Source organism: Roseateles sp. YR242, assembly GCF_900109745.1.
In the GTDB taxonomy this organism is placed as follows: Bacteria; Pseudomonadota; Gammaproteobacteria; order Burkholderiales; family Burkholderiaceae_C; genus Roseateles.
In genome coordinates this window covers 1-24,766 of sequence record NZ_FOAV01000008.1, presented here as the reverse complement: position 1 = coordinate 24,766, position 24,766 = coordinate 1, and the positions used below count along the sequence as shown (strand labels likewise).

Sequence of the window (24,766 nt, the reverse complement as noted above, 5' to 3'; positions counted from 1 at the left end):
GCGGCGCCCACCCCTGAAGGGTGTGTGCGAATCCAGACAGCGGAGGGCGCCTCCGGGCGCCGGACGCTCAGGGGCAACCCGAAGGCTCAGGCCACCATGCCGCGCAAGGCGTTGAAGAGCTTGCGGGGTTGCAGGGGTTTGAAGAGCACGGTGTGGCCACTGTCGGTGGCACGGCGGATCTCTTCCTTGCTGGTGTCTCCGGTCACCAGGATGGCCGGGACGCTGTGACCGTACACCTCACGGATCGTCTGGATGGCGGCCAGGCCGTCAGGCCCGTCGCCCAGGTGCAGGTCGGAGAGGATGAGGTCGGGCGGCTCGGGGCGCGCGCGCACCAGGCTCTCGGCCTCTTCGGCGCTGCCGGCGATCTGGGCTTCGTAGCCCCACTCCTCCAGCAGCACCCGCAGGCCCTCCCGGATCGGCTCTTCGTCGTCGATGACCAGCACGGATCGCGGCTCGATCACCGACATGGGGATGGTGTCCGCCGCGCCAATGACGTCCTGCACAGCGTGCAGTTGCCGGACCGGGATGCTGATGCGGAACATCGTGCCCTTGCCCGGCCGCGAGGCGACCGTCAGCCGATAGCCCAGCAAGTGCGCCAGACGTTTCACGATGGCCAGGCCCATGCCCAGCCCCTGGGTGCGGCTGCGCTCACCGTGGCCGACCTGGTAGAACTCCGCAAAGATGCGGGGCAGATCCTGGGGCTTGATGCCGATGCCGGTATCCCAGACCTCGACATTGATGTGGTCCGCCGTGGTTCGCGCCACCACCACCACGCCACCGGTCTCGGTGTACTTCAGCGCGTTCTGGACCAGGTTGCCCAGGATGCGCTCCAGCAGCTGAGGATCGCTGCTGACGGACTTGCCGCCCGGCGAGAGCCGCAGCCCCAGGCCATCCCCTTCGGCCTGACCGGCGTAATGCATATGCAGGCGACGGAACAGGTCCCGGAGCGCAAAGTGCTGGATATTGGGTTCCACCGTGCCGGCATCGAGCCGGGAGATGTCCAGCATGGCGTTGAAGGAACGCTCCAGCCCTTCGATGGAGCGCATCACGTTGCGCACCAGCGGCTCTTCGGCGCTGCCCTGCAGCCGGCGCTCCAGCGTCGCGGCGAAGAGGCCCAGTGCGTGCACGGGCTGGCGAAGGTCGTGGCTGGCAATGGCGAGGAAGCGGCTCTTGTCCTGGTCGGCACGCACGGCGGCATCACGCTCCTGCTCCAGCACATTCACGCGGTCATCCCGCTGCATCACCCAGTGCTGATTGCGATGCCAGCGGTGCTGCTCCAGCAAGGCCAGGCCAGCCACAGCCATGGCCGCAGCAAACCAGGCCGCTCCCTGCCAGGGCCGCTCCGCCACCCCATCCAGCACCAGCCGCGCCAGGCCTTCGGACGCGGGCAGCAGGGCTGCGGCGGCGGCGCCCCGGCCCATGGGCGCGAGCAACACCGCCAGCACGGTGGACGCCGCAGCCAGCAACGGCCCCGCCAGGGGCGCACGCGCACCGGGCAGCTCGGCAATCCAGGGGTGCAGGCTGAGCAGCAGCAGGCAGCCGGCGCCTTGCAACAGCAGCAGGCGCCGGCCCTTGCGGGGATCGAGTGAATTGCGGACGCCCGGGCGCGCCAGGCGGTTGGACATGTGCCGCGCCGTCCAGACGCAACCACTGGCCAGTGCGGCCACGCCGATCAGCCAAATGGTGAGGCCGGCGCTCAGGTCCCGCCGGGTGAGCGAGACCAGCAGCGGCAGCGCAACGGCGGCCAGCAGCCAGGGCCAATGGGCCCACGCCTCGTCAAAAGCGGCATCTTCCAGCCGACGTTCAATGGCGCGGCGCTCATGGCGCCGCCCATCCTGATGCGCGTCTTCTCCGTCCGCACTCCGGCCCGCGACGGCCACATAGCGGCCCGCCTTGGCGGAATCGGCCGATCGCCTGCTCTTTCGCTCAGCCAAGGACTCAGCGGAACAGACTGATCATGTGGGAACGCGACTTCACATCCAGCGCCAGCAGCAGCGAGGACACATAGTTCTTCACCGTGCCCAGCGACAGCTGGGTGGAGTTGCTGATTTCCTGGTTGCTGCAACCTGACAGCACCAGTTCCAGGATTTCCAGATGGCGCGGGCCGAGTTCGGCCACGCGGTCATACATGGCGGAGGACGGGAAACGCGGGAACATGGAGCCGGCGGGCCCCGAGCGGCGCTGTTCTGCCAGCAGTGCACGCAGCGTGCTGCGCATCTCGGACATCAGCGCACCCTTGGGCAGGTAGCCGACCGCGCCGAGCGCCCGCGCCTGGCGCACGACGAATTCGTCCTGCGTGCCGCTGAACACCACGACCCGCGCCTGCGGATACGCTTCCATGAACTGACGCAGGCCCTGCAGACCCTTGCAGTCCCCCAGATTTAGATCGAGCAGCACGGCATCCACGGCCTGGCCGTCTGCCTGCTCGCCATACAGCTGCAGCCCTTCCTGCAGCGAGGAGGCCTCAACCCATTCAATGGAGATTTCGTCCAACGACTGGTAGAGCGTGCGGATGCCCGCGCGCACCAGTTCATGGTCGTCCACGAGCAGCACGCGACGCGTGACAGTCATATTGGAGATTGCAAAACCGCCACTCACCGACCCCGCAAAACTGCGAAGGTCGACTTGGCGAAGATCAGACATACCTTCCATAGGGCCTCCCTTAAGCGATGTACCGTTGCTCCGGCTTGCACATCGCAACCCTCTCTTGGTACCGGAGAAGCAGGCATCTTAGGCCGGCAGAGAGACAAAACACCCCCTAAGAAGGGGGAACTCCTTGGGGGGAGTCAGGCAACAGTTGTTACTGCAAGTTGTTACGGCACGCGTCTCGCACAGAAACCCCTCCCCAGAGGGACTTGACCACGGTGCCGAGGGCCGCAAGCCACCTTGCCACGGGCGCCGGCGGCCCGGCGGCAAAAGGCGCGCCATGTGGCTTTCCAGCCCTACCGGGAAACCCCTCAATGGTGGCGTTGGGCAAATGTTGGACACTAGCAAAAGGTTAAGCGATTAACCTATGATTCAGCCCAAGCAACAACGAGAGGGTCCGTCCACAGGACGACCCCGGAGCGAGACAACCTTGAGCGATCACCGACTCATTGCAGACGCGTCCCCACAGGGCGCCCACGACCTTTCCGCCGCCCTGACCCGCCGCACGCTGGTGCTCGCCGGTGGCGCCGCGCTGGTGGGCTGTGCCCTGCCCGGCCAGGCGGCGGAGCCCGTGTCCTCGACAACCGCTGGGGTGCCTGCGGTGGTGCCTGCTGCATCGGCGGCAGCCGGTCCTGTGTGCGTCGCCCATCCGGTCACGCGGCACGCCAAATCCTTCATCCTGGGTGCCGACGTCTCCACGCTGGAGGCGGTGGAGCGCGGCGGCGCGCGGTTTTCCACCGCAGACGGGCGCTCCGGCACCGCATTGCAGATCCTGCGCGCCTCGGGCATCAACTGGGCGCGCCTGCGGCTGTGGCACACCCCTGTCAACGCCCGGGACGTGGTGGAAGGTGACCGCATCATCTCCCGGCATGGCGAGCCGGTGGGCGGTGGCAACAATGGGCTGGAGGTGACGCTGGCCCTGGCCAAGCGCATCCGCAAGCAGGGCCTGAAGCTGCTGCTGGACATCCACTATTCCGACTTCTGGACCGACCCCGGCAAGCAGGAGAAACCCGCCGCCTGGGCGCGCCTGCACGGCGAGGCGTTGCAGAGCGAGGTTGAACGATATACCTCGCAAGTCCTGACCGCGCTGCATGACCAGGGCACCGACCCCGACATGATCCAGGTCGGTAACGAAATCAACGGTGGCATGCTGTGGCCGGACGGCAAGACCTGGCGCCAGACCCCGGACGAAAAGATCGGTGGCGACCAGGCGTTTGTGGACCTGCTCGGCGCCGGCATCCGTGGCGTGCGCGCCACCGACCGTCTGCGCGGTGGCCGCCTGCCGGTCATGCTGCACCTGGCGCACCAGGGCGATGGCAAGAGCGGCGAGATGTTCCGGCGGGTTTATGACCGGTTCGAGGCTGCCAAGCTGGACTACGACGTCATCGGCCTGAGCTGGTACCCCTATCACCATGATGGTTTCGACCAGTTGCGCACCAACCTGCGCGACCTGTCGGACCGCTACCGCAAACCGCTGGTGGTGGTCGAAACCGCTTACGGCTGGCGCCCGGACAACCCCGGCAGCGGCCCTGCGGTGTTCAACGAAGAAGGCGCGAAACACGGCGGCTACCCCGCCACGCCACAGGGCCAGGCCACCATGCTGCGCGACCTGGTGCAGGCCGTGGCGGCGGTACCCGAGGGCCTGGGCGTGTTCTGGTGGGAGCCCGCCTGGCTGGACGTACCGGGCGCCGGTTGGCGGACCGGCGAAGGCAATGCCTGGGCCAACCAGACCCTGTTTGATGCCCAGGGCCGTGCCCTCCCCGCGCTCAAGGCCTTCCGGGACGCCGCCCCCTGCCCCTGACGGCTGGCACCCGCGCCTGCTGCAACACCCGATTCAAAACCGACGACCACAGATTTCGGAGACAAAACGATGACTGCTTACCTGAACCGCTCCAGCACCCTGCCGGCCCTGGCCCCCGTGGCCCTGGCCTGCGCTGCGCTGCTGAGCCCGCTTGCCGCACTGGCCCAGGACACCACGCCCCCGGCCAGCGGCGACAGCGCCAAGCTCGACACCGTGGTGGTGCAAGGCCAGCGCTCCAGCCTGATCCGAGCCCAGGACATCAAGCGCAATGCGGAACAGGTGGTGGATTCCATCGTGGCGGACGACATCGGCAAGCTGCCGGACGCCAACGTCGCTGAAGCCCTGCAGCGCATTTCCGGCGTGCAGATCTCCCGCAACCGTGGTGAAGGTGACCGTGTCCAGGTGCGCGGCCTGCAGCAGACCCAGACCCTGCTGAATGGCCGGGTGATCTTCACCGCCGGCAAGGAGCGCGGCCTCTCCTTCCAGGACGTGCCCGCCGAACTGCTGGCTGGCGCCGACGTCTACAAGACCCCGACCGCGGAACTGATTGAAGGCGGCATCGGCGGCGTCATCGACCTGCGCACCCGCCGCCCGTTCGACTTCGCCGGCTTCAAGCTGGCCGGCTCCGTCAAGGCCTCCCGCGCCGACCTGGCCGACAAGAACAACGCCGAAGGCTCGGTGCTCGTTTCCAACCGCTGGAAGCTGGATGCTGGCGAATTCGGCGCCCTGCTGAGTGTCTCGACCCAGAAGCGCGAATACCGCTCCGACACCCAGGAGCTGGACAACCCCGCCGCCCTGGCGGACGGCTCCGGCACCGTGGCGCCGCTGGGCAACTGGCTGGCTTATGAATTTGGCGAGCGCGACCGCAAGGCGGCCAGCGCCTCGCTGCAATGGCGCCCGGATGCCCGGTCCGAATACACGCTGGACCTGAACCACACCCAGCTCAAGAGCCGCACAGACGTCTACGGCTTCTATGCCTCGCCTTTCTGGGCCAACTACAGCGACACCGCAGGCCAAGGCCAGCTGTGGGCCGATGGCACCGTCAAGACCGACAGCCAGGGCCGCTTTGTGTCCGGCACCTTCTGGGGTGCGGACATGAGCACCTCCAGCTCGGTGGCGGATGAGAACACCCGCATCGACCAGTTCTCCCTGGCCGGCAAGTGGAAGGTGGCCGACGCCGTGGTTCGCAGCGACATCAGCCACACCCGCAGCAAGTTCGACCGCTTCTATCAAGAAGTGCGTCTGGGCACCTTCTCGGATGACCCGGCCACCTACACCTTCGACCTGAGCACCAAGCTTCCTTCTGCCTACTCGGACACCGCCCAGCTGGACAACCCAGCCAACTACTGGGCCGACAAGACGCTCTACTTCCGCATCAAGAACAGCGGCCGCGAGACCGCATGGCGCGCGGACGTGGACAAGCCGGTGGATGCCGGCATCCTCACCAAGCTGCATGGCGGGGTGCGCATCAATGACCGCCGCGCCGAGAGCGCGGAGATCAACACCATCGACGACATCTGGATGTACAGCCTCTCGGCCATCCCCAGTGTCGGCCTGCTGCCCAACAACAACCTGCTGAAAGATGCGGGCAGTGGCAACATCCCGCGCCAATGGCTGGGGGTGCTGGACACCAACTGGCTGCGCAATACCGAAGCCGTGCGCAGCACCTTCGGCCTGACCGAGCCCAGTTTCGACCCGGCCCAGACCTTCAACTACCGCGAGCGCGGTGCGGCGCTGTATGGCGCTGGTGATATCGACACCAGCCTGGGCAGCCTGCCGCTGACCGGCAATGTGGGCCTGCGCGTGGTGCAGACCAAGACCGAACGCGCCTACACCAACCTGAGCAGCGAACGCGTCAACCTGGACAAGACCGACACCGACTGGCTGCCTTCCGTGAACCTGCGCCTGGAACTGCAGCCCGACCTGCAGGCGCGCCTGGGCCTCTCGCGTGTGGTCACCCGCCCCAACTTCGACCAGCTCACCCCCAGCCTGAGCCTGAACGTCAACGACCAGACGGCCTACCAGGGCAACCCGGAGCTGGACCGCCTGCGCGCCAACCAGGTGGACGGCACGCTGGAGTACTACATCAGCAAGAGCGACAGCATCTACGGCGCGGCCTTCTACAAGGAGGTGCAGGGCTTTGTGCAGAACACCGTGACGCAGGTGGCCATCCAGGGCACGACCTACTCGCTGAGCACCCCCACCAACGGCAGTGACGGTCGGATCCGCGGCCTGGAAATCGGTTACCAGGGCTTCTTCAACCAGTTGCCGGGTTACCTGCGCGGCCTGGGCCTGCAGGCCAACTTCACCTATGTGGACAGTGCCGCCCCGAGCTCCATCAACGGCCGCACGGCACCGCTGGAAGGTTTGTCCAAGCGCAGCGCCAACATCGTGGGCATGTATGACTACGGTGATTTTTCCGCCCGTCTTGCGTACAACTGGCGCAGCGAATACGCCGTGGGCTCGCGGCTGAGCTACCCCACCAATGACGGCGTTACCGCGCTCACGCCGGTGACGATGAAGGGTTACGGCATGGTGGACGCCTTCATCAGCTACGCGATCACCGGCAAGATCAAGATCGCGCTGGAGGGCAACAACCTGACCAACACCGTGCGCCGCAGCTACTTCAGCGACTACAACCTGCCGCGCGGCACCTACGCCGACGGCCGTCGCTTCGCGATCAGCCTGCGCGCGGAACTCTGAAGCTTCGCGAATGGTCAGCTCCCCGTCCCCACCGGCCGGGGAGCTTCTTTCAGGATGCCCGGTTCAGACCGGGCCGGCGATCAGAACGGATCAAGCGCACTGGTGAAGCGTCCTGAGCCATCCAGTGCTCCCCAGGTGTAGCCTTGCCACCCCGGATAGGCCTGCGGCTCCCAATACAGCACGCCCAGGCCGTTGGTGCCCAGCGCGGAGACCCGCGTGATGACATCGGCCAGCATGGCCTTGGCGGCCGTGGCCTGCTGCCAGTCCATCCCCGTTTCCGCCACGATCACCGGCTTGGCATAACGCTTGACCATGTCCGCCATGTTGGTGGAGAGCTGGGCATTGAGCGTGCTCCAGTTGCTGGAGGTCGGGTAGTGCGACATGCCGATCACGTCGTACTTTGCGCTGTTGGCTTTCATGCCGTCAAAGAACCAGCGGAACAAGGCGTTGTCGTACCCGTTGGAAAGGTGCAGCACCACCTTGGCATTGGGAAACACCGCCTTGGTGGCGTCATACCCGCTGTTGATCAACTGCACGAGGTTGGCGAAGCTGCTGCCGGAGGCCTGGCCGGTGGGCCACAACATGCCGCTGTTGATCTCGTTGCCGACCTGCACATAGTCCACCGTCACGCCGTTGGTCTTCAGATAGCTGAGGATGCCCTGCGTGTGTGAATAGACGTCGGTGACCAATTGGCTCAAGGTGTGGCTGCTCCACGCGGCGGGCTTGGTCTGCTTGCCGGGGTCCGCCCAGCTGTCGCTGTAGTGGAAGCTCAGCATGAGCTTCTGGCCCTGGGCCACCGCCCGCTTGGCCTTGTAGAGCGTGTCGGCACCGTCGCACCAGCCGCCACTGGGGCTGACCCAGACGCGCAGCCGGATGGTGTTGACGCCCAGGTCACTGAGCAGCTTGAACGGATCGGTCTTGGTGCCGGCGCTGTTGTAGAAGCTGTAGCCCGCCGATTCTTCCTGGCTGACCCAGCTCACGTCGGCGCCCTTGAGCAGGGTTGCCGCCAAGGCCGGCATGGCGACCAGGCCGCCAGCGGCGGCCAGGCCTGCACTGATGCCTGTCTTCAGGCAATCGCGTCGTGTCCACTGTCTCTTCTTCATTCCCTTGTCTCCTATGGTTGGTGTGGTGGTGGGGAATTCGGATGTACGTGGGACCGGCTCGTTACTGCTGTCCGGGTCCTTAGGTTCTGAATCGATATCGAATGCGGTGGGCCCACACCGCGCCCGGGCGCAGCCAGCAATCGGGCTGTGGCCATTCGGGGTGGTGCGGGCTGTCCGGCAGGTATTGGGGTTCCAGTGCAATGCCACTGAAGGCGGGCCACTGCGGATGGCAGTCACGCGTGCCGCTGGCCAGGAACTCACCGGTATAGACCTGCAGCGCCGGCAAGGTGGTGAACAGGTCCATGGCCAGCAGGCGGTCGCGGGACTTGAGCGTCGCGGCGGCGCGGGCCATGCTGGCGATGCCCTCTTCCAGCAGGAAGGCGTTGTCCAGCGGCTGGCCGATCACCCGGGAGGCCTGGTAGTCCAGGCGCGCTGCATCGGGCGACGCCACGGAGACCGGCGCACCGGTAGGCAATCCGCTGCCATCCACCGGCAGCACCCGGGAGGCCGTGACCTGCAGCCGTTGCTGGCGCACGTCCACGTCGTCATGCCCATCGAGCTGGAAGTAGGCATGGTTGGTCAGGCCCACCGGTGAGGCGCGGTTGCCGCCCAGCCGGGCGCGGTAATCGATCTCCACGGTGTGCCCCGGCAGCAGCCGGTAGAGCACTTCCACATCGAGGTCGCCCGGAAAACCCTGGTCCCCATCGGCCGAATGCAGGCCCAGGCGGATGCGATCGTCGGCCAGCTCCAGCAGCGTCCATTCCCGCTGATGGAAGCCGCCCGGGCCACCATGCAGTTGATGGTTCAGGCCGGGCTCGCTCGCGAGCGTCCAGCTCCGCTCCCCCTGCCGCAGCTTCAGCCCCGCAATGCGGTTGGCCCAGCGCCCTACCGTCGCACCCACATAGGCGCGGTTGCGGCGCTGGGAATCCAGGTCATCAAAGCCCAGCAGCACTTCGCGGCTGGCGCCGTCGCGCAGCGGCACCTTGCAGCCGACCCAGCTGGCGCCATGCCCCAGGATGCGGATCTGCAGGCCGTCCCTGCTGGTCAAGGTCCAGGCATCTGCGGCGTCCGCACAGCGCGGTGCGGTCATCACGGCGCTCATTCCTTCACCCCACCGGCGGTCAGGCCGGCCACCAGCCAGCGTTGCATCAGCAGGAACATCAGTGTCAGCGGCAGGCCAGCCAGCAAGGCGGTGGCGGCGAAGTCGCCCCACAGGTAACGCTGGTTGAAAAGGAACAGGCGCGAGCCGACCGCCAGCGTCAGTTGCTGTTCGTCATGCAGCAGCACGGAAGCGACCGGGTACTCGATCATGGCGCCCAGGAAGGCCAGGACAAACACCACGGCCAGTACCGGCTTGGCCAGCGGCAGCAGCACCAGCACGAAGGATTGCCAACGGCTGGCCCCATCCACGGCGGCCGCCTCTTCCAGGTCAGGCGGAATGCTCTCGAAATAGCCCTTCACCAGCCAGATGTGCTGGGCCACGGCGCCCGTGTACGCAAGCGCCAGGCTCCAGTGGCTGTTGAGGCCCAGCCAGGGAATCCAGTCACCGAGGCGGTCAAAGATGGCGTAGATGGCCACCAGGGCCAGCACCGACGGGAACATCTGCAGCAGCAGCATGGCCGTCAGCGTGCCCTCGCGGCCTGCAAAGCGCAGGCGGGCGAAGGCGTAGGCACTGGTCACCGAAAGCACCAGGCACACCGCTGCACTCACCAGCGCCACCTTCATCGAATTGAAGATCCACTGCAGCACCGGGAACGGGGGTGGCGTCACATTGCCCTGCGCGTCCACGACCGACATGCCCAGCGCCAGGCGCCAGTGCTCGAAGCTGATCTGGCTAGGGATCAGGCTGCCCCCGGCAAAGTTGCCAGGCCGCAGCGAGATCGAGACGATCATCACCAGCGGCAGCAGGCTCAGCACGATGAAAACGATCAGGAACGCATGCAGCGCCAGCACACGCCAGCGTTGCGATTGGGTCATCACCATGGGCATATCTGTCCACTCCCCGTGCGGCTCAGCGCCGCACGGTCTTGGCGCCGCCGAAGAAGCGCAGGTTCACATAGGCCAGCAAGGCCACGATGACGAAGACGATCGAGGAGATCGCACAGGCCAGTGCGTAGTTCTGGCCGCCGTCATTGAAGGCGATGCGGTAGGTATAGGAGGCCAGCAGGTCGGTGGCACCGACCGGCACCACCGTATCCAGGTAGTCCGGCGCGCCTTCCGTCAGCAGGGCAATCAGCGTGAGGTTGTTGAAGTTGGCGGCGAACGAAGCCACCAGCAACGGCGCCATCGGCCGCATGATCAAGGGCAGCGTGATGCGGAACAGATTGGTCAAGGGCCCGGCACCCGCCAATGCGGAGGCTTCGTAGAGATCCTCCGGAATGGCCTTCAGCAGGCCCATGGCCAGGATCATCATGTACGGATAGCCCAGCCAGGTGTTGACCGTCAGCACCATGGCCCGGGCCAGCGTTGCATCGCTGAACCAGCCGGGGCGCACGCCGAAGAGCATGTCCAGCACCAGGTTGATCTCGCCCAGGTTCTCGTTGAACAGGCCGCGGAACACCGGGATGGAAATGAAGGCGGGCACCGCATAGGGCAGGAACAGCGCAATGCGGTAGGCCGACCGGCCCTTGAGCGCTGGCCAACTGATCGCCACGGCGAAGAACAGGCCCAGGGCGAACGTGAGCAAGGTATTGAGCGTGGCGAAGCTGACCGTCCAGGCAAAGACACGGCCAAAAGGCTCCAGGAACTGGCGGTCGCCGAAGATGCGGGTGTAGTTGGCCCAGCCGACGGTGGTGCGGAAACCGGGTTCGATCGCGTGGCCGTCCGCCGCGCGCCAAACCCCCGCGTCATGGTCAGCCGTGAGGGTGCTGCCGTCACGCAGGTCGACCAGGTGGTCGGTGTCCTTGGCCGCGTAGCGCGGCTTTTGGTCCGTGATGCGATGCAGGCTGGAGAGGCGCCATGCGCGGTCGTCCGGCGTGCGGAGGACGAGGTCGCGCAGCTGCGGCAGCAGGGCCACCACGGCACGGCTGTCGAGGCGCTCACCAGAGGGCGAGACTGGGGCCGCAGCCGTCTGGCCCTCGGCGCCCTGCTCCGCCGGCAGCAGCTTCACCCCCTGCGTGGTGTCCTTCAGGCTGAATGGCTCGCTGTGCCAGCCCTGGCCGTTGTCATCCACCAGAACCGCCTCATACCGCTTGTCGCCGCTCAGCTTCCACAGGGTCAGGTCCATGCCCTGCCCTTCGCTCTCGGTCTGCTGCAGCAGCACCTCGGTGGCCCGGGTGAAGGACAGCAGATGGGCGGAGCTGTAGTTGGTGAAACCGATGGCCAGCGTGAACCCCATGGGCAACACGATGAACACCGCCACCGCTAGCACGCCCGGCATCACGTAGCGCCAGGCCTGCATGCGTTTGGAGAACTGCAGGAGCACCAGCAGCCCGGCCAGACCCAGCACGGCCATGGCCCAGGCCGCCTCATGGCCACGCAACAGTTGCTGGCACAGGAACAGCAGCCCCAGCACGGCCAGGGCATTCAGGCCGTGCAGGCCCCAGGTCAGTGCGCGCATCAGCTGGCCTCCCTGGCGGCGTTGCTGATGCCGTACACGGCAGCACCCTCAGCGGCATCGTTGCGACCCGTCTTCGGCGCTGCACTGTCGCCGGACACGCGGCGGGCGGCCCGGGTGAGACCCTCGTCCACGCCCTCACGGCCCTGCGTGATGCTCTGCACCGCCGCATTCATGGCGGTCCAGAAACGCGCCATCTCCGGGATGTTGGGCATGGGCTCGCCCTGCTGCGCGGCGGCGGCGGTACCCGCAGCCAGCGGGTCGGCCTGCAACTCGGCCAGCAGGGCCTGATTGGCCGGCACACCCAGCGGCACATGGGCCTGCATGCCACGCAGCCCCTCCAGGCTGAGCAGGTAGTTCTCGATGAACTCGGTGGCCAGCAAGGGCTGGCGGCTGGCGGCGCACACCATGGCGCCCAGCACACCCACCATGGGGCGGCCGGGACGGCCCTGCAAGGCCGGCAGCGGTGCGGCGGCCACGCGCAAACCGCTCTTTTTCAGGTTGTTCCAGCCCCAGGGGCCGTTGATGGTCATGGCCACTCGGCCCTCATTGATGGCCGCTTCGCTTTCGGCGTAGGTGGCCGTGCGCGGCACCAGGCCTTCGTCCACCAGGCGCTTGAGCAAGGCCATGCCCTGGCGAGTGCCGGGGGTGTCGATGCCGTTGCGGCGAGCGTCCCAGCTGCCATCGTCGCGGCGGGCAAAGGCGAAGCCGCCGCCGGCCGACATCAGCGGGTAGGTGTAATAGAACTCGTTGTAGGGCCACATGATCGCCCGGCGGCCCTGGGGGCGCAGGCGGCGGTCCAGTTCGAAGACTTCATCCCAGGTGCGGGGCACACGCGGCACCAGGTCCAGATTGCAGATCAGCGCCACGGTTTCGATGGCCACGGGGTAGCCCCAGGTGCGGCCGCCGATCCGCCATGGCGACCAGGCCAGCGGGTTGATGGCTTCGCGGATCTTTCGTGAAGGCGCCACGGGGCGGATCAGGCCGGATGCCGCCCAGCCACCCGCGCGATCGTGCGGCCAGATCCACACATCGGGGCCCTTGCCCGCAGCGGCGGCCTGCTCGAATTTGGACACGCCGTTCTCGGGATGCTCGACGCGGATGGGCACACCCGTGTCGCGGGTGAAGGTCTCGCCGACCTTGACGATGCCGTCATAGCCCTTGTCGCCGTTGATCCAGATACGCAGCGGTTCGGTACGGTTCAACAGGTTGGCAGCGGCCGGGCCGGCGATGGCGCTCAGGCCTGCGCCCACACCGAGGCCGAGGCCCGTACGCAGCAGCCGGCGCCGTGAATGTGCCTGTGCCTGTGGCCGCAGCGGCAGAGCGCTGCTCTCCTGTGTGCCCAGCGAATCCAGCGGCTCCAGCAGATCAAGCGCGCCCCCCGGGTCACGATCACCCATCAACATGCTGCCGCCTCTTCGTTCAGGCGGGGCACGGCGTCGCCGCGTGTGTCGAAGAGATGAACTTCGTCGCGGAGCGCCGCCACAGGCAGCGATTCGCCGATGCCGGGCGTGGCCGCGCCTTCGGGCATGCGCAGCACCAAGGCACCGCCGGGGCCGGCCAGATAGGCCAGGCTCTGGTCGCCCAGGTGCTCCAGCCATTGCACCTGGCTGGACAGGGCCTCGGTCAGACGCGGGTCCCCCGAGCCGGCGAGGCGCAGGTGTTCGGCACGAATGCCCAGGGTGACGGCGTCGCCATCCGCCACAGCGTCGGGGCGCATCGGCAGGGACAGCACCGCCCCGTCCGCCAACGCCACGCGCACGCCATCGGGGCCTCGCGACTGCACCGTCGCCGGCAGGAAGTTCATGCGGGGCGAACCGAGGAAGCCGGCCACGAACAGGTTGCGCGGCCGGTGATAGAGCGCCAGCGGCGCGCCGCACTGGGCCACGCTGGCACGCGGCTCGGTGGCGCCTGGCGGCGGTGGCTGTAGCAACACCATGCGGTCGGCCAGGGTCATGGCCTCCACCTGGTCATGGGTCACGTAGATGGAGCAGGCGCGGCCCTGGCTGCGGTGCAGGCGGGCGATCTCCAGGCGGGTCTGCTGGCGCAGTGCGGCGTCCAGGTTGGACAGGGGCTCGTCGAACAGGAACACGCCGGGTTCACGCACCAGCGCCCGGCCGATGGCCACGCGCTGGCGCTGGCCGCCGGAGAGCTCACGCGGCTTGCGCTGCAGCAGATGGTCGATCTGCAGCAGCTTGGCCACCTCCTCGATGCGCTTGCGCGCCGCGGGCTTGGGCACCCGCGCCAGGCGCAGGCCGAAGCCGAGGTTTTCGGCCACGTCCAGATGGGGATACAGCGCGTAGCTCTGGAACACCATGGCCACATCGCGCTCACCCGGCGCCAGCTCATTGACGCGGCGGCCGCCGATGCGGAGTTCACCACTGGTGATCGTGTCCAGCCCCGCGATCATGCGCAGCAAGGTGGATTTGCCGCAGCCCGACGGGCCCACGAACACGCAGAACTCGCCTTCGGCGATGTCCAGGGAGACCTCATGCACCGTGGGCACACCGCCCTCGACGTAGGTCTTGCCGATGCGATCGAGTTGAACCGAGGCCATGGGGTCAGCCTCCAGCCAGCGGACGCAGGGCGTCCGTGCGGGCCAGGCTCAGCACGGCCTCGCGCAGGTGGGCGCCGCCACCGGCGGCGCGGGCGGCGGGTTCCAGAAAGACCGGCAGGTCCGCCGCAACGGGCAGCAGGCTCAATTCGATCCGGGGTACGGCGCCGCCATCCAGCCAGCGGTCCAGGGCGATCTGCCAGCGGCTGCCGTCGCAGAAGCGGTCGTCCACCACCTGGCCATCCACCCACAGGCGTGCCACGTCGCCCACCAGATCCAGGGTCAGCCACAAGCGTTGGCCTGCGGCAGCACGCAGGGCGGCCAGGGCGTCATCAGGGAGCGTCAAGGTCCAGCGGCCGGCGGCTGCATGCGCGGCTTCGTCCGGCACCAGCGGTACCGGGCCATCGCGCCAGCTCACATGGGGGCCCCATTGGATGGCGGGCACATCGCCCACGGCTTGCACCTGGGTAGGCTGCAGCGCCCAGCTGAGTGCCGGTTCCGCCTGCCAGGACCAGTGGGCCCAGGTCACGCCCGCCGTGCGGTGGTCACCACCCAGACCCTGGCGGGGATAGATATGAAGTTCACCGGCCTCTGTGGCGGGGCGCTGCAGATGCAGCGTGACGCCATCCGCATCCAGGAAGACAGGGTGGCTGCTCCAGACGAGGCGGTCCACGCCGCCCAGGCGGATGCGCTGGCTCAGGGCGCCAGACTTCTGGGAAAGGACGATCACTCGATGTGTCAGGCCATCGTCCGCTTCCAGCTCAATGAGTTGCGGGTCTTCGCTGGAGGCCAGTTGCACACGCCAGACGCCGTCCGGCAGGGTCTGCACCGAGGCCCCGGGGGCATGCAAGCGCACCAGGCCGGGCGCATCCAACAGCACTTCCGCCTGCACGCCATCAATGGCGAAACCGACCCAGGTGACCACACCGTCCGCATCGGTCCAGCGCGTCAACGGCTGCACCGTGGCCTGGCGCATGCGCACGCGGCCGAGCTTCTGCCCCACCGGCCAGATGAAGGCCATGCCAGGCCGAAGGTCCACGCCGCCATCCGAGGGCAGGCGCAGCGGCTCGCCCTGCTGCGTCTGCAGCAACCACTGCTGGCCGGGCATGGCCGGCAGCGGGTGATGACGCACGTGGTGGTTCACGAACATAAAGCCCTCCACCGAGGCCGCATCCGCCCCTGCGGCTCGCACGGACACACGCGCCTGGTCGCGATTCGCCGGGTCCAGGGGCCCTGACGCGGGCAGCACGGCCACCAGCGGCGCCAGCGTGTCGCCAAACGCCTGCATGAACTGGTGCAAGGTGCGCAGGCGGCCCCAGGAGGGGCGAACCTGGCCGTACTGGCCCAGCGGCGCGTGGAAGTCGTAGCCCCACTGCGGCACATCGTTGGGGTAGCCGCTGGCCTGGGTCTCGTTCAGGGGGCCGGTTTCGCAGACCGGGTTGGTGCCGCCGTGGTACATGTAGTAGCCATACAGGTTGGCTCCCGACCCGAGTTGGACCAGGGTGGTGGCGTAGACATCTTCGGTGGTGATCACCGGTCGGCGGTGATAACTCTGATGCATGCCGCCGCCGGCCTCGGCCAGGCAGAACGGATAGTGCTCGGTATCGATCAGGCCGGCGGCCGGCGTACCGTCCACATTACCCATCTCGCCGATGACCCGCCGGGTGTTGAACAGGAACACACCGGAGGGCGGTAGTGCCTCGCGCGAGCCCTGCCAGAAACCATCCGCATAGGCGCCGGAGACCGGCAGCACTTCTTGCGGCGGGATGTCCAGCGTGGGCCAGCCGGTCACGGTGTACAGGGGCACGGTCATGCCGGCTTCGATGGCCAGGCGCTTGAGCTCGGCAATATGTTCCTTGCCCTGGCCCGGGCCGGTGGCGCCATATTCGTTTTCCAGCTGCAGGCCGACGATCGGCCCGCCGTCACTCCAGAGACGACCCTTCACCTGCGCGCCGATCTGCTCATAGAAGCGCTTCACATGGCCCAGGTACACCGGGTCATTGCAGCGCAGCGGCCCAGTGGCGGGCAACCAGTCCGGGAAGCCGCCCAGGCGCACCTCGGCATGCACCCAGGGGCCGGGCCGCAGATACACCAGCAGGCCCGCTTCGGCCGCCAGGTCGATAAAGCGCGACAGGTGGCGCTGACCTTCCCACAGCCACTGGCCTTCAAACGGCTCGTGGTGGTTCCAGATCACATAGCTGGCGACGATATCCACGCCACCGGCCTTCATCTTGGCCAGCTCGGTGGCCCATTCGGCTTGCGGGAACCGGCTGTAATGGAACTCGCCCATCACCGGCATCCAAGGCTTGCCATCCAGACTCAGGTAGCGGCTGTTGACGTCCAGACGGCGGGTGGGGTGCTGGAAATGGCCGAGATTCAGGAAGCCGACTTCGGGCGCAGCAAAGGTGGCCGGCACAGGCACGACCACCGGAAAGGTTGTCTCACTCACGTTTTTATAGCTGCCCAGATGGCAGGTTAATCGATTAATTCAGAACAGTAGACCAAGCGTCGAACCTGGGGGCAATGCGGGTAAGCACCAAGGCGGCCCGCAAACCACCCGAACCGGCGACACCGCCAAAGGCCCCACCCGCCTCTGAAACGCCAGGCCTGCGATTCTATGCGGCCGCAGCGTCGATTCGATGGTCGCCGGGCACAGCGCGCACAGGCTGTACCCCGGTTGTCGTTGACAGCGCAGAGCGTGCTTGCTCCAATCGAGTTAATCGATTAACTGAATGCAACATCCAACCGTGAGCCTCACCTCCCCCGCGACGCCGCCACTGCGCCTGGGCGTGTGCTACTACCCCGAGCAATGGCCGCGCGAGCGCTGGGCCGGTGACGCCCGCGCCATGCGCGAACTCGGGCTTTCCACCGTCCGCATTGCCGAATTCGCCTGGTCTCGCATGGAGCCGTCCGAAGGCCGGTTCGACTGGCAGTGGCTGGACGAAGCCATCGAAACCCTGGCCCGTGAAGGCCTGAAGATCATCCTGGGCACGCCCACCGCGTCGCCGCCGCAATGGCTGGTGGAGGCGTATCCGGACGTGTTGCCCGTGGACGCCCAGGGGCGGGTCAAGCCATTTGGCGCGCGCCGCCATTACTGCTTCTCCAGCCCGTCGATGTGGGAAGCCTCGCAGCGTATCGTCGCGGAAATGGCCAAGCGGTATGGCCAGCATCCCGCCGTCATCGCCTGGCAGACGGACAACGAATACGGCTGCCATGACACCATCCTCTCCTACAGCCCCGCTGCGCTGGCCGCCTTCCGCCGCTGGCTGGGCCGGCGCTACGGCAGCATCGAGGCGCTTAACGAGGCCTGGGGCACGGCCTTCTGGGGCCTGCAGTTCCTGAGCTTCGAGCACATCGGCTTCCCGGTGGGTCAGCCCACCAGCGCCCTGCCCACCCATGCGCTGGACTTCCGCCGCTTCACCTCGGATGAGGTGGTGCGCTTCAACCGCATGCAGGTGGACCTGCTGCGCCAGCATGCGCCGGGCCGCCCGGTGCTGCACAACTTCATGGGTCTGTTTGGCGAGTTTGATCATCACCAGATGGGCCAGGACCTGGACATCGCCGCCTGGGACAGCTACCCGCTGGGCCATGTGGACACCGCCGCGACCTTTCTCACCGAGCCCGAGCGCCAGCAGTGGGCGCGCACCGGCCACCCTGACATCAGCGCCTTCCACCATGATCTCTACCGCGGCATCGGCCACGGCCGCATGTGGGTGATGGAGCAGCAGGCCGGCCCGGTGAACTGGGCGGACTGGAATGCCCTGCCCCTGCCCGGCATGGTGCGCGCCTGGACCTGGGAGGCCTTTGCCCACGGTGCGGAGCTGGTGTCCTACTTCCGCTGGCGGCAGTTGCCGTATGGGCAGGAGCAGATGCACTCCGGGCTGAACCGCCCGGACGGCCAGCGCGACGTTGGCGGCGAGGAAGCTGCGCAGGTGCGTGCCGAGATCGATCTGCTGCTGCAGGCGGTCGGCCCCGAGTCGCTGGAGACCGCGCCAGCCCGTGTTGCATTGGTGGTGGATTACCCGTCGCTGTGGATGAGCCAGATCCAGCCGCAGGGCAAGGACATGCCCGGCTTTGGCGTGGCCATCCGCTATTACTCCGCGCTGCGCCGTCTGGGCCTGAACGTGGATATCGTCGGCCCGTCGTCAGACCTGATTGGCTACGCGCTGGTGGTGGTGCCACAAGCCCTGCATGTGCCCGACACGCTGGTCAAGCGCCTGACCGGTCACCCCGGCGTGATCGTCGCGGGCCCCCGCACCGGCAGCAAGACCGATCGCCTGAGCATCACCGAGCCGTTGCCGCCCGGCCCGCTGCGCACCTGGCTGCCCGTCCGCGTGCGTGCGGTGGAATCCATGCGGCCGGGCCGCCACTACGCAATCCACACCCCGGACGGTCAAGCCCGGGGCCAGGCCTCGCAATGGCGCGACCTGGTGGAACTGGACGCCACGCCCGAAGGTGCCGAAGTCCGGATTCGCGAGCGCTGTGAAGACGGCTGGCCGGCCCGCCTGAGCCACGGCCGCTTTGAACTGCATGCCGTGCTGGTCAACGATGCACTGCTGGTGGACTGGCTGCGCGACGCCGCCCGCAGCGCCGGCCTGCAGACCTTGGCGATAAGCGCACAAGCAAGCGCACCGACGCCGGGCCTGCGCCTGCGCCGCCGGGGCGAGCTGCAATTTGCCATCAACCATGGGCCTGGCGATGCCGACGTGCCCGTGCCGGCCGGGGTTGCGCTGCTGCTGGGCAGTGCGACACTGCCGCCCGGTGGGGTGGCGGTCTGGCAGGTGCCAGGCACCCCAACCGCTGCGCCCGCCGGGACGCGTTGACCCTCATTCCCTCGGCACGTCATGTGCCGTAAGGTTCCGCCCCTTATCCTTGCATCACGATGTCCTTCGATCGCAACCAACACTCACACCGCCGCTACAACCCGCTTGCCGGACGTTGGGTGCTAGTGTCCCCCCAGCGCAGCCAGCGTCCGTGGCAGGGCCAGACCGAGAGCCCGGACACGGAAGTGCGGCCCACGCATGACCCGTCCTGCTACCTGTGCGCCGGCAACACCCGCATCAACGGCGAGAAGAACCCCGACTACACCGGCACCTTCGTCTTCGACAACGACTTCGCGGCCCTGATGGCCGATGTGCCGGCGCCCGACGGCCTCGGTGCGGATGCCGAGGGCGGCCTGTTCCAGGCCATGCCGGCGTGCGGCACCAGCCGCGTGATCTGCTTCTCGCCGGACCACAGCCGCAGCCTGCCCGAGCTGGACGAAACCGCGCTGCAAGGCGTGGTCAACACCTGGTGCGCGCAGAGCGAGGAGCTGGGCCAGCGTTGGCGTTGGGTGCAGGTCTTCGAGAACAAGGGCGCGATGATGGGGTGTTCCAACCCCCATCCGCATGGTCAGATCTGGGCTTGCGACTTCCTGCCCGAGCTGCCCAACCGTGAGGACGAACAGCAACGAGACTGGCTGGCCCAGCGCGGCGAGCCCATGCTGCTGGCCCTGGCGCGCGCTGAAGCCGAACACGGCGAGCGTGTGGTGGTGCAGAACGATGACTGGCTCGCCATCGTCCCCTACTGGGCCGAATGGCCCTTCGAGACGCTGCTGCTGCCGCGCTTCCCGGTGCAGCGCCTGCAGCAGCTCTCCACGGCTCAGCGGGCCAGCCTGGCCCTGGCCCTGCGCGAGCTGACCACCCGTTACGACAATCTCTTCCAGTGCAGCTTCCCCTACTCCATGGGCTGGCATGGTGCGCCGTCCGGCCCGGATGCGGCGGACGCCACGCACTGGCAACTGCACGCCCATTTCCATCCGCCGCTGCTGCGCAGCGCCACGGTGCGCAAGTTCATGGTCGGCTTTGAGCTGCTGGCTGAATCGCAGCGTGACCTCACCCCCGAGCAGGCTGCAGCACGCCTGCGCGAGCAATCCACCGTTCATTACCGCCAGCGTTGATTTCCCGATGGCCACCTCTGTGTCTACCTCCTCCCTGCCCCCGACCGCCGACGCCGTTGTCCGCGCCTATACCGAGCGCCACGGCGTGCCCCCGGCCGTGCTGGCGCGTGCGCCTGGCCGGGTCAACCTGATTGGCGAACACACCGATTACAACGACGGTTTTGTGCTGCCTGCGGCCATCGACCGCGACACCTGGATTGCCGCCGGCCCGCGCGACGATCTGCAGGTTGACGCCCTGGCGCTGGACGAGTCCGGTGCCGAAGACCACTTCGCGCTCAGCGCCACCCCACCGCACTTCCCGGGCGGCGGCTGGCGTGACCACGTCCGTGGCACGCTGGCCCAGTTGGTTCCCTCCATGCCTCGCCCGGTGGGGCTGAACCTGGTGATCTCGGGTGATGTGCCGATGGGTGCGGGTTTGAGCTCGTCGGCTTCGCTGGCGCTGGCGCTGCTGCGCGCGGCGCAACAGATCGCTGGGGACACGGCGCTGACGGGCAAGCAGCTCGCGCGTCTGGCCCAGCAGGCCGAGAACCGTTTCGTGGGCTGCCAGTGCGGCATCATGGACCAGCTGGCCAGCGCCGAGGGCAAGCCCGCGCATGCGCTGCTGATCGACTGCCGCTCGCTGGAGACCAAGCCGGTCTCACTGCCCGAAGGCACCACCTTGCTCATCGCCCATTCCCGCGTGAAGCGTGGGCTGGTGGACAGCGCCTACAACGAGCGCCGCGCCCAGTGCGAGGAGGCGGCCCGCGCCTTGGGCGTCCCTGCGCTGCGTGACGCCACGCTGGAGATGCTGGCCGGTGTGCAACTGGAAGACAAGGTCTTCCGCCGCGCTCGCCACATCATCAGCGAGAACACCCGCGTGCTGGAGGCCACCGAGGCCCTGCAGGCCGGTGACCTGCCGCGCCTGGGCGAGCTGATGAAGCAATCCCACGTCTCCATGCGGGATGACTTCGAGATCACCGTGCCTGCCGTGGACCAATTGGCGGCCCTGCTGCAGGACGTGGTGGGCGACGAAGGCGGCGCGCGCATGACCGGTGGCGGCTTTGGCGGCTGCTGCATTGCGCTGCTGAAGAAGGAACTGGTTCCCAAGGCACTGGAAGCGCTGGAGCGCGGTTACCGGTCGCCGGAAGGTCTGCCCGCGCTGGTCTACCTCTGCGAAGCCGGGCCTGGCGCCCAGGCTGAAGCCTGGCCGTTCAGCGGTGAGGCTGCGGGTACGATCGCGAAATGACTACGCTTGTCGAGGTCGCGCGGGTCGCCGGGGTGACCGCGGCCACCGTGTCCAATGTGCTGCGCAACCGGGGCAAGGTGGGCGAGGAGACTCGCCGACGCGTGCTCGCCGCTGTGGAGACCCTGGGCTACCGGCCCAACCTCATGGCGCGCGCGCTGGTGGAGGGCAAGCCCCACACCATGGCGCTGGTGGTGAGCAGCATTGCCAACCCGTTCTATCCCGAGTTCGCCTTGGAGGTGGAGCGCGCGGCCCGCAAGCTGGGGTACTTCCTGCTGGTCTGCAACACGAACGACGACCCGGCGCAGGAACGCGCTTACCTGGATGCCGTGGGCGGCGCGCTGGCCCAGGGCGTCATCGTCATGAATGCGGACTTCGTGCAGCTGGATGCGCTGCAGGACCTGCGCCGCCGCGGCGTGCCCGTGGTGCTGTGCATGTGGGAGCGGCCACAGGAGCCGCCGCCCCTGCCCTGCATCGCGGTGGATCTGTACCAGGCCGGGGTGCTGGCAGCCGAGCATCTGCTGCGGCTGGGGCATCGCCGGCTGGGTGCAGTGTCGGGCAGCGAGCCCAGTGGCAACCACAAGTGGCGGCTGCAGGGGTTCATTGATACGGTGCAGAAGGCAGGGATTGAATTGCCCGCCGCACATCTGCGATATGGGCACGACACGATCGATGAGGGCCGCAATGCGGCGCACAGTCTGCTGGCCGGTGTGCCGGGGCTGACGGCCGTGTTTGCCACGAATGACCTGCCGGCGCTGGGCGTGCTGCAGGCGGCTGCGGAACTGGGGCTGGAAGTGCCCCGGGATCTTTCGGTGATCGGCGTGACGGACATTCAGCTGGCGCATCAGATGCGCCCGGCGCTAAGCACCGTGGCCATGCCCACGGCGGAAGCGGCGATGCTGGCGGTGCAGATGCTGCAGTCCGAGATCAATGCCAAGCCGGACCATCCGCTGCCGATGTCGGTGACGGAGCCGCCGAAGCTGGTGGTGCGTGGGTCTACCGGGAAGCCGAGGGGCTGAATACACGACCGCCCACGGCGTCGGGAGACGCGGTGGGCGGGATGGCTGGCGGGTTGGCGTTTCAGGGCATTGACGGACGCACGCGCGTCGTCGGCACCAAGCCCAAGCCCAAGCTCAAGCTCAAGCCCAAGCCTCTGACCCGAGGCTGAGCAGCGGCTCAGATATAGCGCGGGATGGGGCCGTTCTGTGGGGTGGTGTCGCCTTGCAGGTCCACCATCACCTTGTCCGCAAAGCACCAGCCCCAGCCTTCTGGCGGATCGTAGCCTTCGATGATGGGATGCTGCGTTTCGTGGAAGTGCGCACGGGCGTGGCGGTGCGGCGATTCGTCGCAACAGCCGACGTGGCCGCAAGTGCGGCAGATGCGCAGGTGCACCCACTCGCTGCCCAGCTTCAGGCACTCTTCACAACCCAGCGCACTGGGCACCACTTGCCGGATACCGGCGGCGTGAACGCAGCGGTATCCCATGGTCAGCCCTGGCCGTTGGTGCGGCTCGATTCGAACAGGAACCAGGTGCGGCGTTCCGTCTCGTCGATCCAGTTCTCCAGCAGGCTGGAGGAAGCGATGTCCCGGTGCTCATCGGTGACGTTGTGGGCTTCGCGCAGGCGGGCGGCCAGCAGCTTGTTGTCCTCACGCAGTTCAGCCAGCATGTCCAGCGGGTCCACGTAATCGGCGTCGTTGTCGCTGATGCGCTGCAGTCGGCTGATGTGGCCGATGGAGCGCAGCGTGGTGCCACCCACCTTGCGGATGCGCTCGGCGATGGGGTCGGTCATGGCGTAGAGCTGGTCGCCCTGCTCGTCCAGCAGCAGGTGGTAGTCGCGGAAGTGCGGGCCACTCATGTGCCAGTGGAAGTTCTTGGTCTTCAGGTAGAGGGTGAAGACGTCGGCCAGGATGCCGTTGAGCGCGGCACTGATGTCGGTGGTGGCGTCAGCGGACAGGTCGCTGGGGGTGGCCAGCGGGGCTTTGCGACGGGTTTTGAGGGCGGACTTCTTGGCGTCGGGGAGCTTGGCCATGGTGCGGTGGCTTTCTCGAAGGGTGGAAGGAACGTCGGGCAGGGCCCGACGTGGTGACACCGATCTTGCGACGCTGAGGATTGTGGGGATACCCCCATTGGTGAGAGGCGGAAATTTTCTTGGGCGCGGTCTGCGAGAGCCGCTCAGTTGCCTGCAACCTGCGCCATTTCTACATGGCAGAAAACGACTACTCGCCGGAACAACGCACTTGGCGCTACGTTCCCTTTACTCGGGCCAGAAGTTTCCTTGTTGGATTGCCTTGAAGTCCGCCCACCGCTGGCGCGCGATTTTTGGATCATCAGCGATATGTGTTGACGAATCGTCCACTTCAGCCAGGAGCTTGGATATTGACCGCTCGCCTATCAGATCCGCCATCTGACGAGCAGTTTCTCCATACTCATTTTCTATTGCAAGGTTTGCACCATAGTCGACTAATAGACGCACAACATCGACCGCGCCGCCGAGCACAGCAAAATGAAGTGCGGATAGCCCAAGATCACCAATGGCATCCTTATCGAGGCCTGCATTCAGAAGCAGTACGACGTCATCAAGCCGGCCAGCGAAAGATGCAAGATGGATTATTTGCGAACCAAAACCGCCCACCTGATTCATATCATCCAACGGCTCTCCAAGAAATTCCGCATGGCGAGCGTATCGATTCAACAATAGTGCGACATCAATCGCACTGGGCGCCGTAGTCATAACACTTGTTCAGTCACCGATTCCATTATCCATTTCGACAATATTTTTTGGTGTAAGCAAATCGTCATACAAGGCATCACGTTTGAGCCGAAGGGACTCGCAACAACAATTCACCTCAGCTAAAACAGCGCCTGCCATGTAATAGGGCGCTAAATGCCATACCTATAGCCACTGCAATCGCGCTAAGGAAGGTCTGCAAAACTCTGCCGGCCATCTTGCCTGATGGCCCAAGGCTTGCGAGGATGTAGGCATGAAGCAGCAAAGCCTCGGACTGAACCTGTTGACCAAGAAGACGCGTAAGCGGGAGTTCCTGGAGCAGATGAACAAGGTCGTGCCGTGGGACGTGCTGGTGCAGATCGTGGCGCCGCACTACCCGAAGGGCAAGACAGGCCGACCACCATTCCCGATCGAGACCATGCTGCGCATTCACTACCTGCAGCAGTGGTTCGGTCTGAGCGACCCGGCGATGGAGGAGGCGCTGCACGACATACCGCTGTACCGTGAGTTCGCC

The 24,766-nt window shown here is 66.8% G+C and carries 19 protein-coding genes; 7 read left to right on the top strand and 12 right to left on the bottom strand.

Features of this window, described 5'->3' with window-relative positions; all coding sequences use genetic code 11:
• Positions 1-86: 86 nt before the first annotated feature.
• Positions 87-1,934, bottom strand: coding sequence for a hybrid sensor histidine kinase/response regulator (locus BMY53_RS15715; protein WP_092947444.1), 1,848 nt, complete (start codon positions 1,932-1,934; stop codon positions 87-89).
• 4 nt (positions 1,935-1,938) lie between these two features.
• Positions 1,939-2,571, bottom strand: coding sequence for a response regulator transcription factor (locus BMY53_RS15710; RefSeq protein WP_092947443.1), 633 nt, complete (start codon positions 2,569-2,571; stop codon positions 1,939-1,941).
• A gap of 505 nt (positions 2,572-3,076) precedes the next feature.
• Between BMY53_RS15710 and BMY53_RS15705 the strand changes: the two genes are divergently transcribed.
• Together BMY53_RS15705 and BMY53_RS15700 are read left to right on the top strand one after the other, a co-directional pair.
• Positions 3,077-4,447 carry a glycoside hydrolase family 53 protein gene (locus BMY53_RS15705; RefSeq protein ID WP_177200904.1) on the top strand — a complete coding sequence of 457 codons (1,371 nt, stop codon included), beginning with the start codon at positions 3,077-3,079 and terminating at the stop codon, positions 4,445-4,447.
• Between the two features lie 69 nt (positions 4,448-4,516).
• On the top strand, positions 4,517-7,150 hold the full coding sequence (locus BMY53_RS15700) for a TonB-dependent receptor (RefSeq protein ID WP_092947441.1): 2,634 nt from the start codon (positions 4,517-4,519) through the stop codon (positions 7,148-7,150).
• An 80-nt stretch (positions 7,151-7,230) separates the two neighbouring features.
• On the opposite strand, the gene BMY53_RS15695 is transcribed toward BMY53_RS15700, so the two are convergent.
• The 7 genes from BMY53_RS15695 to BMY53_RS15665 all read right to left on the bottom strand — a co-directional run bounded on the left by BMY53_RS15695 (position 7,231) and on the right by BMY53_RS15665 (position 16,812).
• Positions 7,231-8,253: a glycoside hydrolase family 53 protein gene (locus tag BMY53_RS15695; RefSeq protein WP_255370230.1), complete on the bottom strand. Its 1,023-nt coding sequence runs from the start codon at positions 8,251-8,253 to the stop codon at positions 7,231-7,233.
• A gap of 79 nt (positions 8,254-8,332) precedes the next feature.
• The gene (locus BMY53_RS15690; RefSeq protein ID WP_177200903.1) at positions 8,333-9,343 is read right to left on the bottom strand and encodes a galactose-1-epimerase; all 1,011 of its coding nucleotides are present in this window, start codon (positions 9,341-9,343) and stop codon (positions 8,333-8,335) included.
• An 8-nt stretch (positions 9,344-9,351) separates the two neighbouring features.
• On the bottom strand, positions 9,352-10,236 hold the full coding sequence (gene malG / locus BMY53_RS15685) for a maltose ABC transporter permease MalG (RefSeq protein WP_255370229.1): 885 nt from the start codon (positions 10,234-10,236) through the stop codon (positions 9,352-9,354).
• A 28-nt stretch (positions 10,237-10,264) separates the two neighbouring features.
• Entirely contained in the window at positions 10,265-11,812 is a 1,548-nt protein-coding gene (gene malF / locus BMY53_RS15680; protein WP_092947438.1) for a maltose ABC transporter permease MalF, read from the bottom strand.
• Positions 11,812-13,215, bottom strand: a complete 1,404-nt coding sequence (gene malE, locus BMY53_RS15675) for a maltose/maltodextrin ABC transporter substrate-binding protein MalE (protein WP_255370228.1) — start codon at positions 13,213-13,215, stop codon at positions 11,812-11,814. Before malE ends, malF begins: the two co-directional genes overlap by 1 nt.
• A complete protein-coding gene (locus tag BMY53_RS15670; RefSeq protein ID WP_092947436.1) occupies positions 13,209-14,366 on the bottom strand; it encodes an ABC transporter ATP-binding protein in 1,158 nt (385 codons plus the stop codon). Before BMY53_RS15670 ends, malE begins: the two co-directional genes overlap by 7 nt.
• Before the next feature lie 4 nt (positions 14,367-14,370).
• Entirely contained in the window at positions 14,371-16,812 is a 2,442-nt protein-coding gene (locus BMY53_RS15665; RefSeq protein ID WP_143074093.1) for a beta-galactosidase, read from the bottom strand.
• 283 nt (positions 16,813-17,095) lie between these two features.
• On the opposite strand from BMY53_RS15665, the gene BMY53_RS15660 reads away from it, so the two are divergent.
• Genes BMY53_RS15660 through BMY53_RS15645 form a run of 4 tightly spaced genes read left to right on the top strand, consistent with a single transcriptional unit; the run spans position 17,096 to position 22,542 of the window.
• Positions 17,096-19,186 (top strand): beta-galactosidase, encoded by a 2,091-nt coding sequence (locus tag BMY53_RS15660; protein ID WP_255370227.1) that lies wholly within the window; start codon positions 17,096-17,098, stop codon positions 19,184-19,186.
• 59 nt (positions 19,187-19,245) lie between these two features.
• Positions 19,246-20,301 carry a UDP-glucose--hexose-1-phosphate uridylyltransferase gene (locus BMY53_RS15655; RefSeq protein WP_092947434.1) on the top strand — a complete coding sequence of 352 codons (1,056 nt, stop codon included), beginning with the start codon at positions 19,246-19,248 and terminating at the stop codon, positions 20,299-20,301.
• Positions 20,302-20,308: 7 nt separating this feature from the next.
• Entirely contained in the window at positions 20,309-21,526 is a 1,218-nt protein-coding gene (gene galK, locus BMY53_RS15650; protein ID WP_092947433.1) for a galactokinase, read from the top strand.
• Positions 21,523-22,542 carry a LacI family DNA-binding transcriptional regulator gene (locus tag BMY53_RS15645; protein WP_092947432.1) on the top strand — a complete coding sequence of 340 codons (1,020 nt, stop codon included), beginning with the start codon at positions 21,523-21,525 and terminating at the stop codon, positions 22,540-22,542. The genes galK and BMY53_RS15645 overlap by 4 nt, the downstream gene beginning before the upstream one ends.
• Before the next feature lie 157 nt (positions 22,543-22,699).
• Here the strand turns inward: BMY53_RS15645 and BMY53_RS15640 are convergent, their stop codons facing one another.
• The 3 genes from BMY53_RS15640 to BMY53_RS15630 all read right to left on the bottom strand — a co-directional run bounded on the left by BMY53_RS15640 (position 22,700) and on the right by BMY53_RS15630 (position 24,255).
• Entirely contained in the window at positions 22,700-23,008 is a 309-nt protein-coding gene (locus BMY53_RS15640) for a UBP-type zinc finger domain-containing protein (RefSeq protein WP_092947431.1), read from the bottom strand.
• A gap of 2 nt (positions 23,009-23,010) precedes the next feature.
• The gene (locus BMY53_RS15635; protein ID WP_092947430.1) at positions 23,011-23,553 is read right to left on the bottom strand and encodes a Dps family protein; all 543 of its coding nucleotides are present in this window, start codon (positions 23,551-23,553) and stop codon (positions 23,011-23,013) included.
• A gap of 225 nt (positions 23,554-23,778) precedes the next feature.
• On the bottom strand, positions 23,779-24,255 hold the full coding sequence (locus BMY53_RS15630; protein ID WP_092947429.1) for an ankyrin repeat domain-containing protein: 477 nt from the start codon (positions 24,253-24,255) through the stop codon (positions 23,779-23,781).
• Between the two features lie 250 nt (positions 24,256-24,505).
• On the opposite strand from BMY53_RS15630, the gene BMY53_RS15625 reads away from it, so the two are divergent.
• On the top strand, positions 24,506-24,766 hold a 261-nt coding region (locus BMY53_RS15625; RefSeq protein WP_143074092.1), incomplete at its 3' end, for a transposase.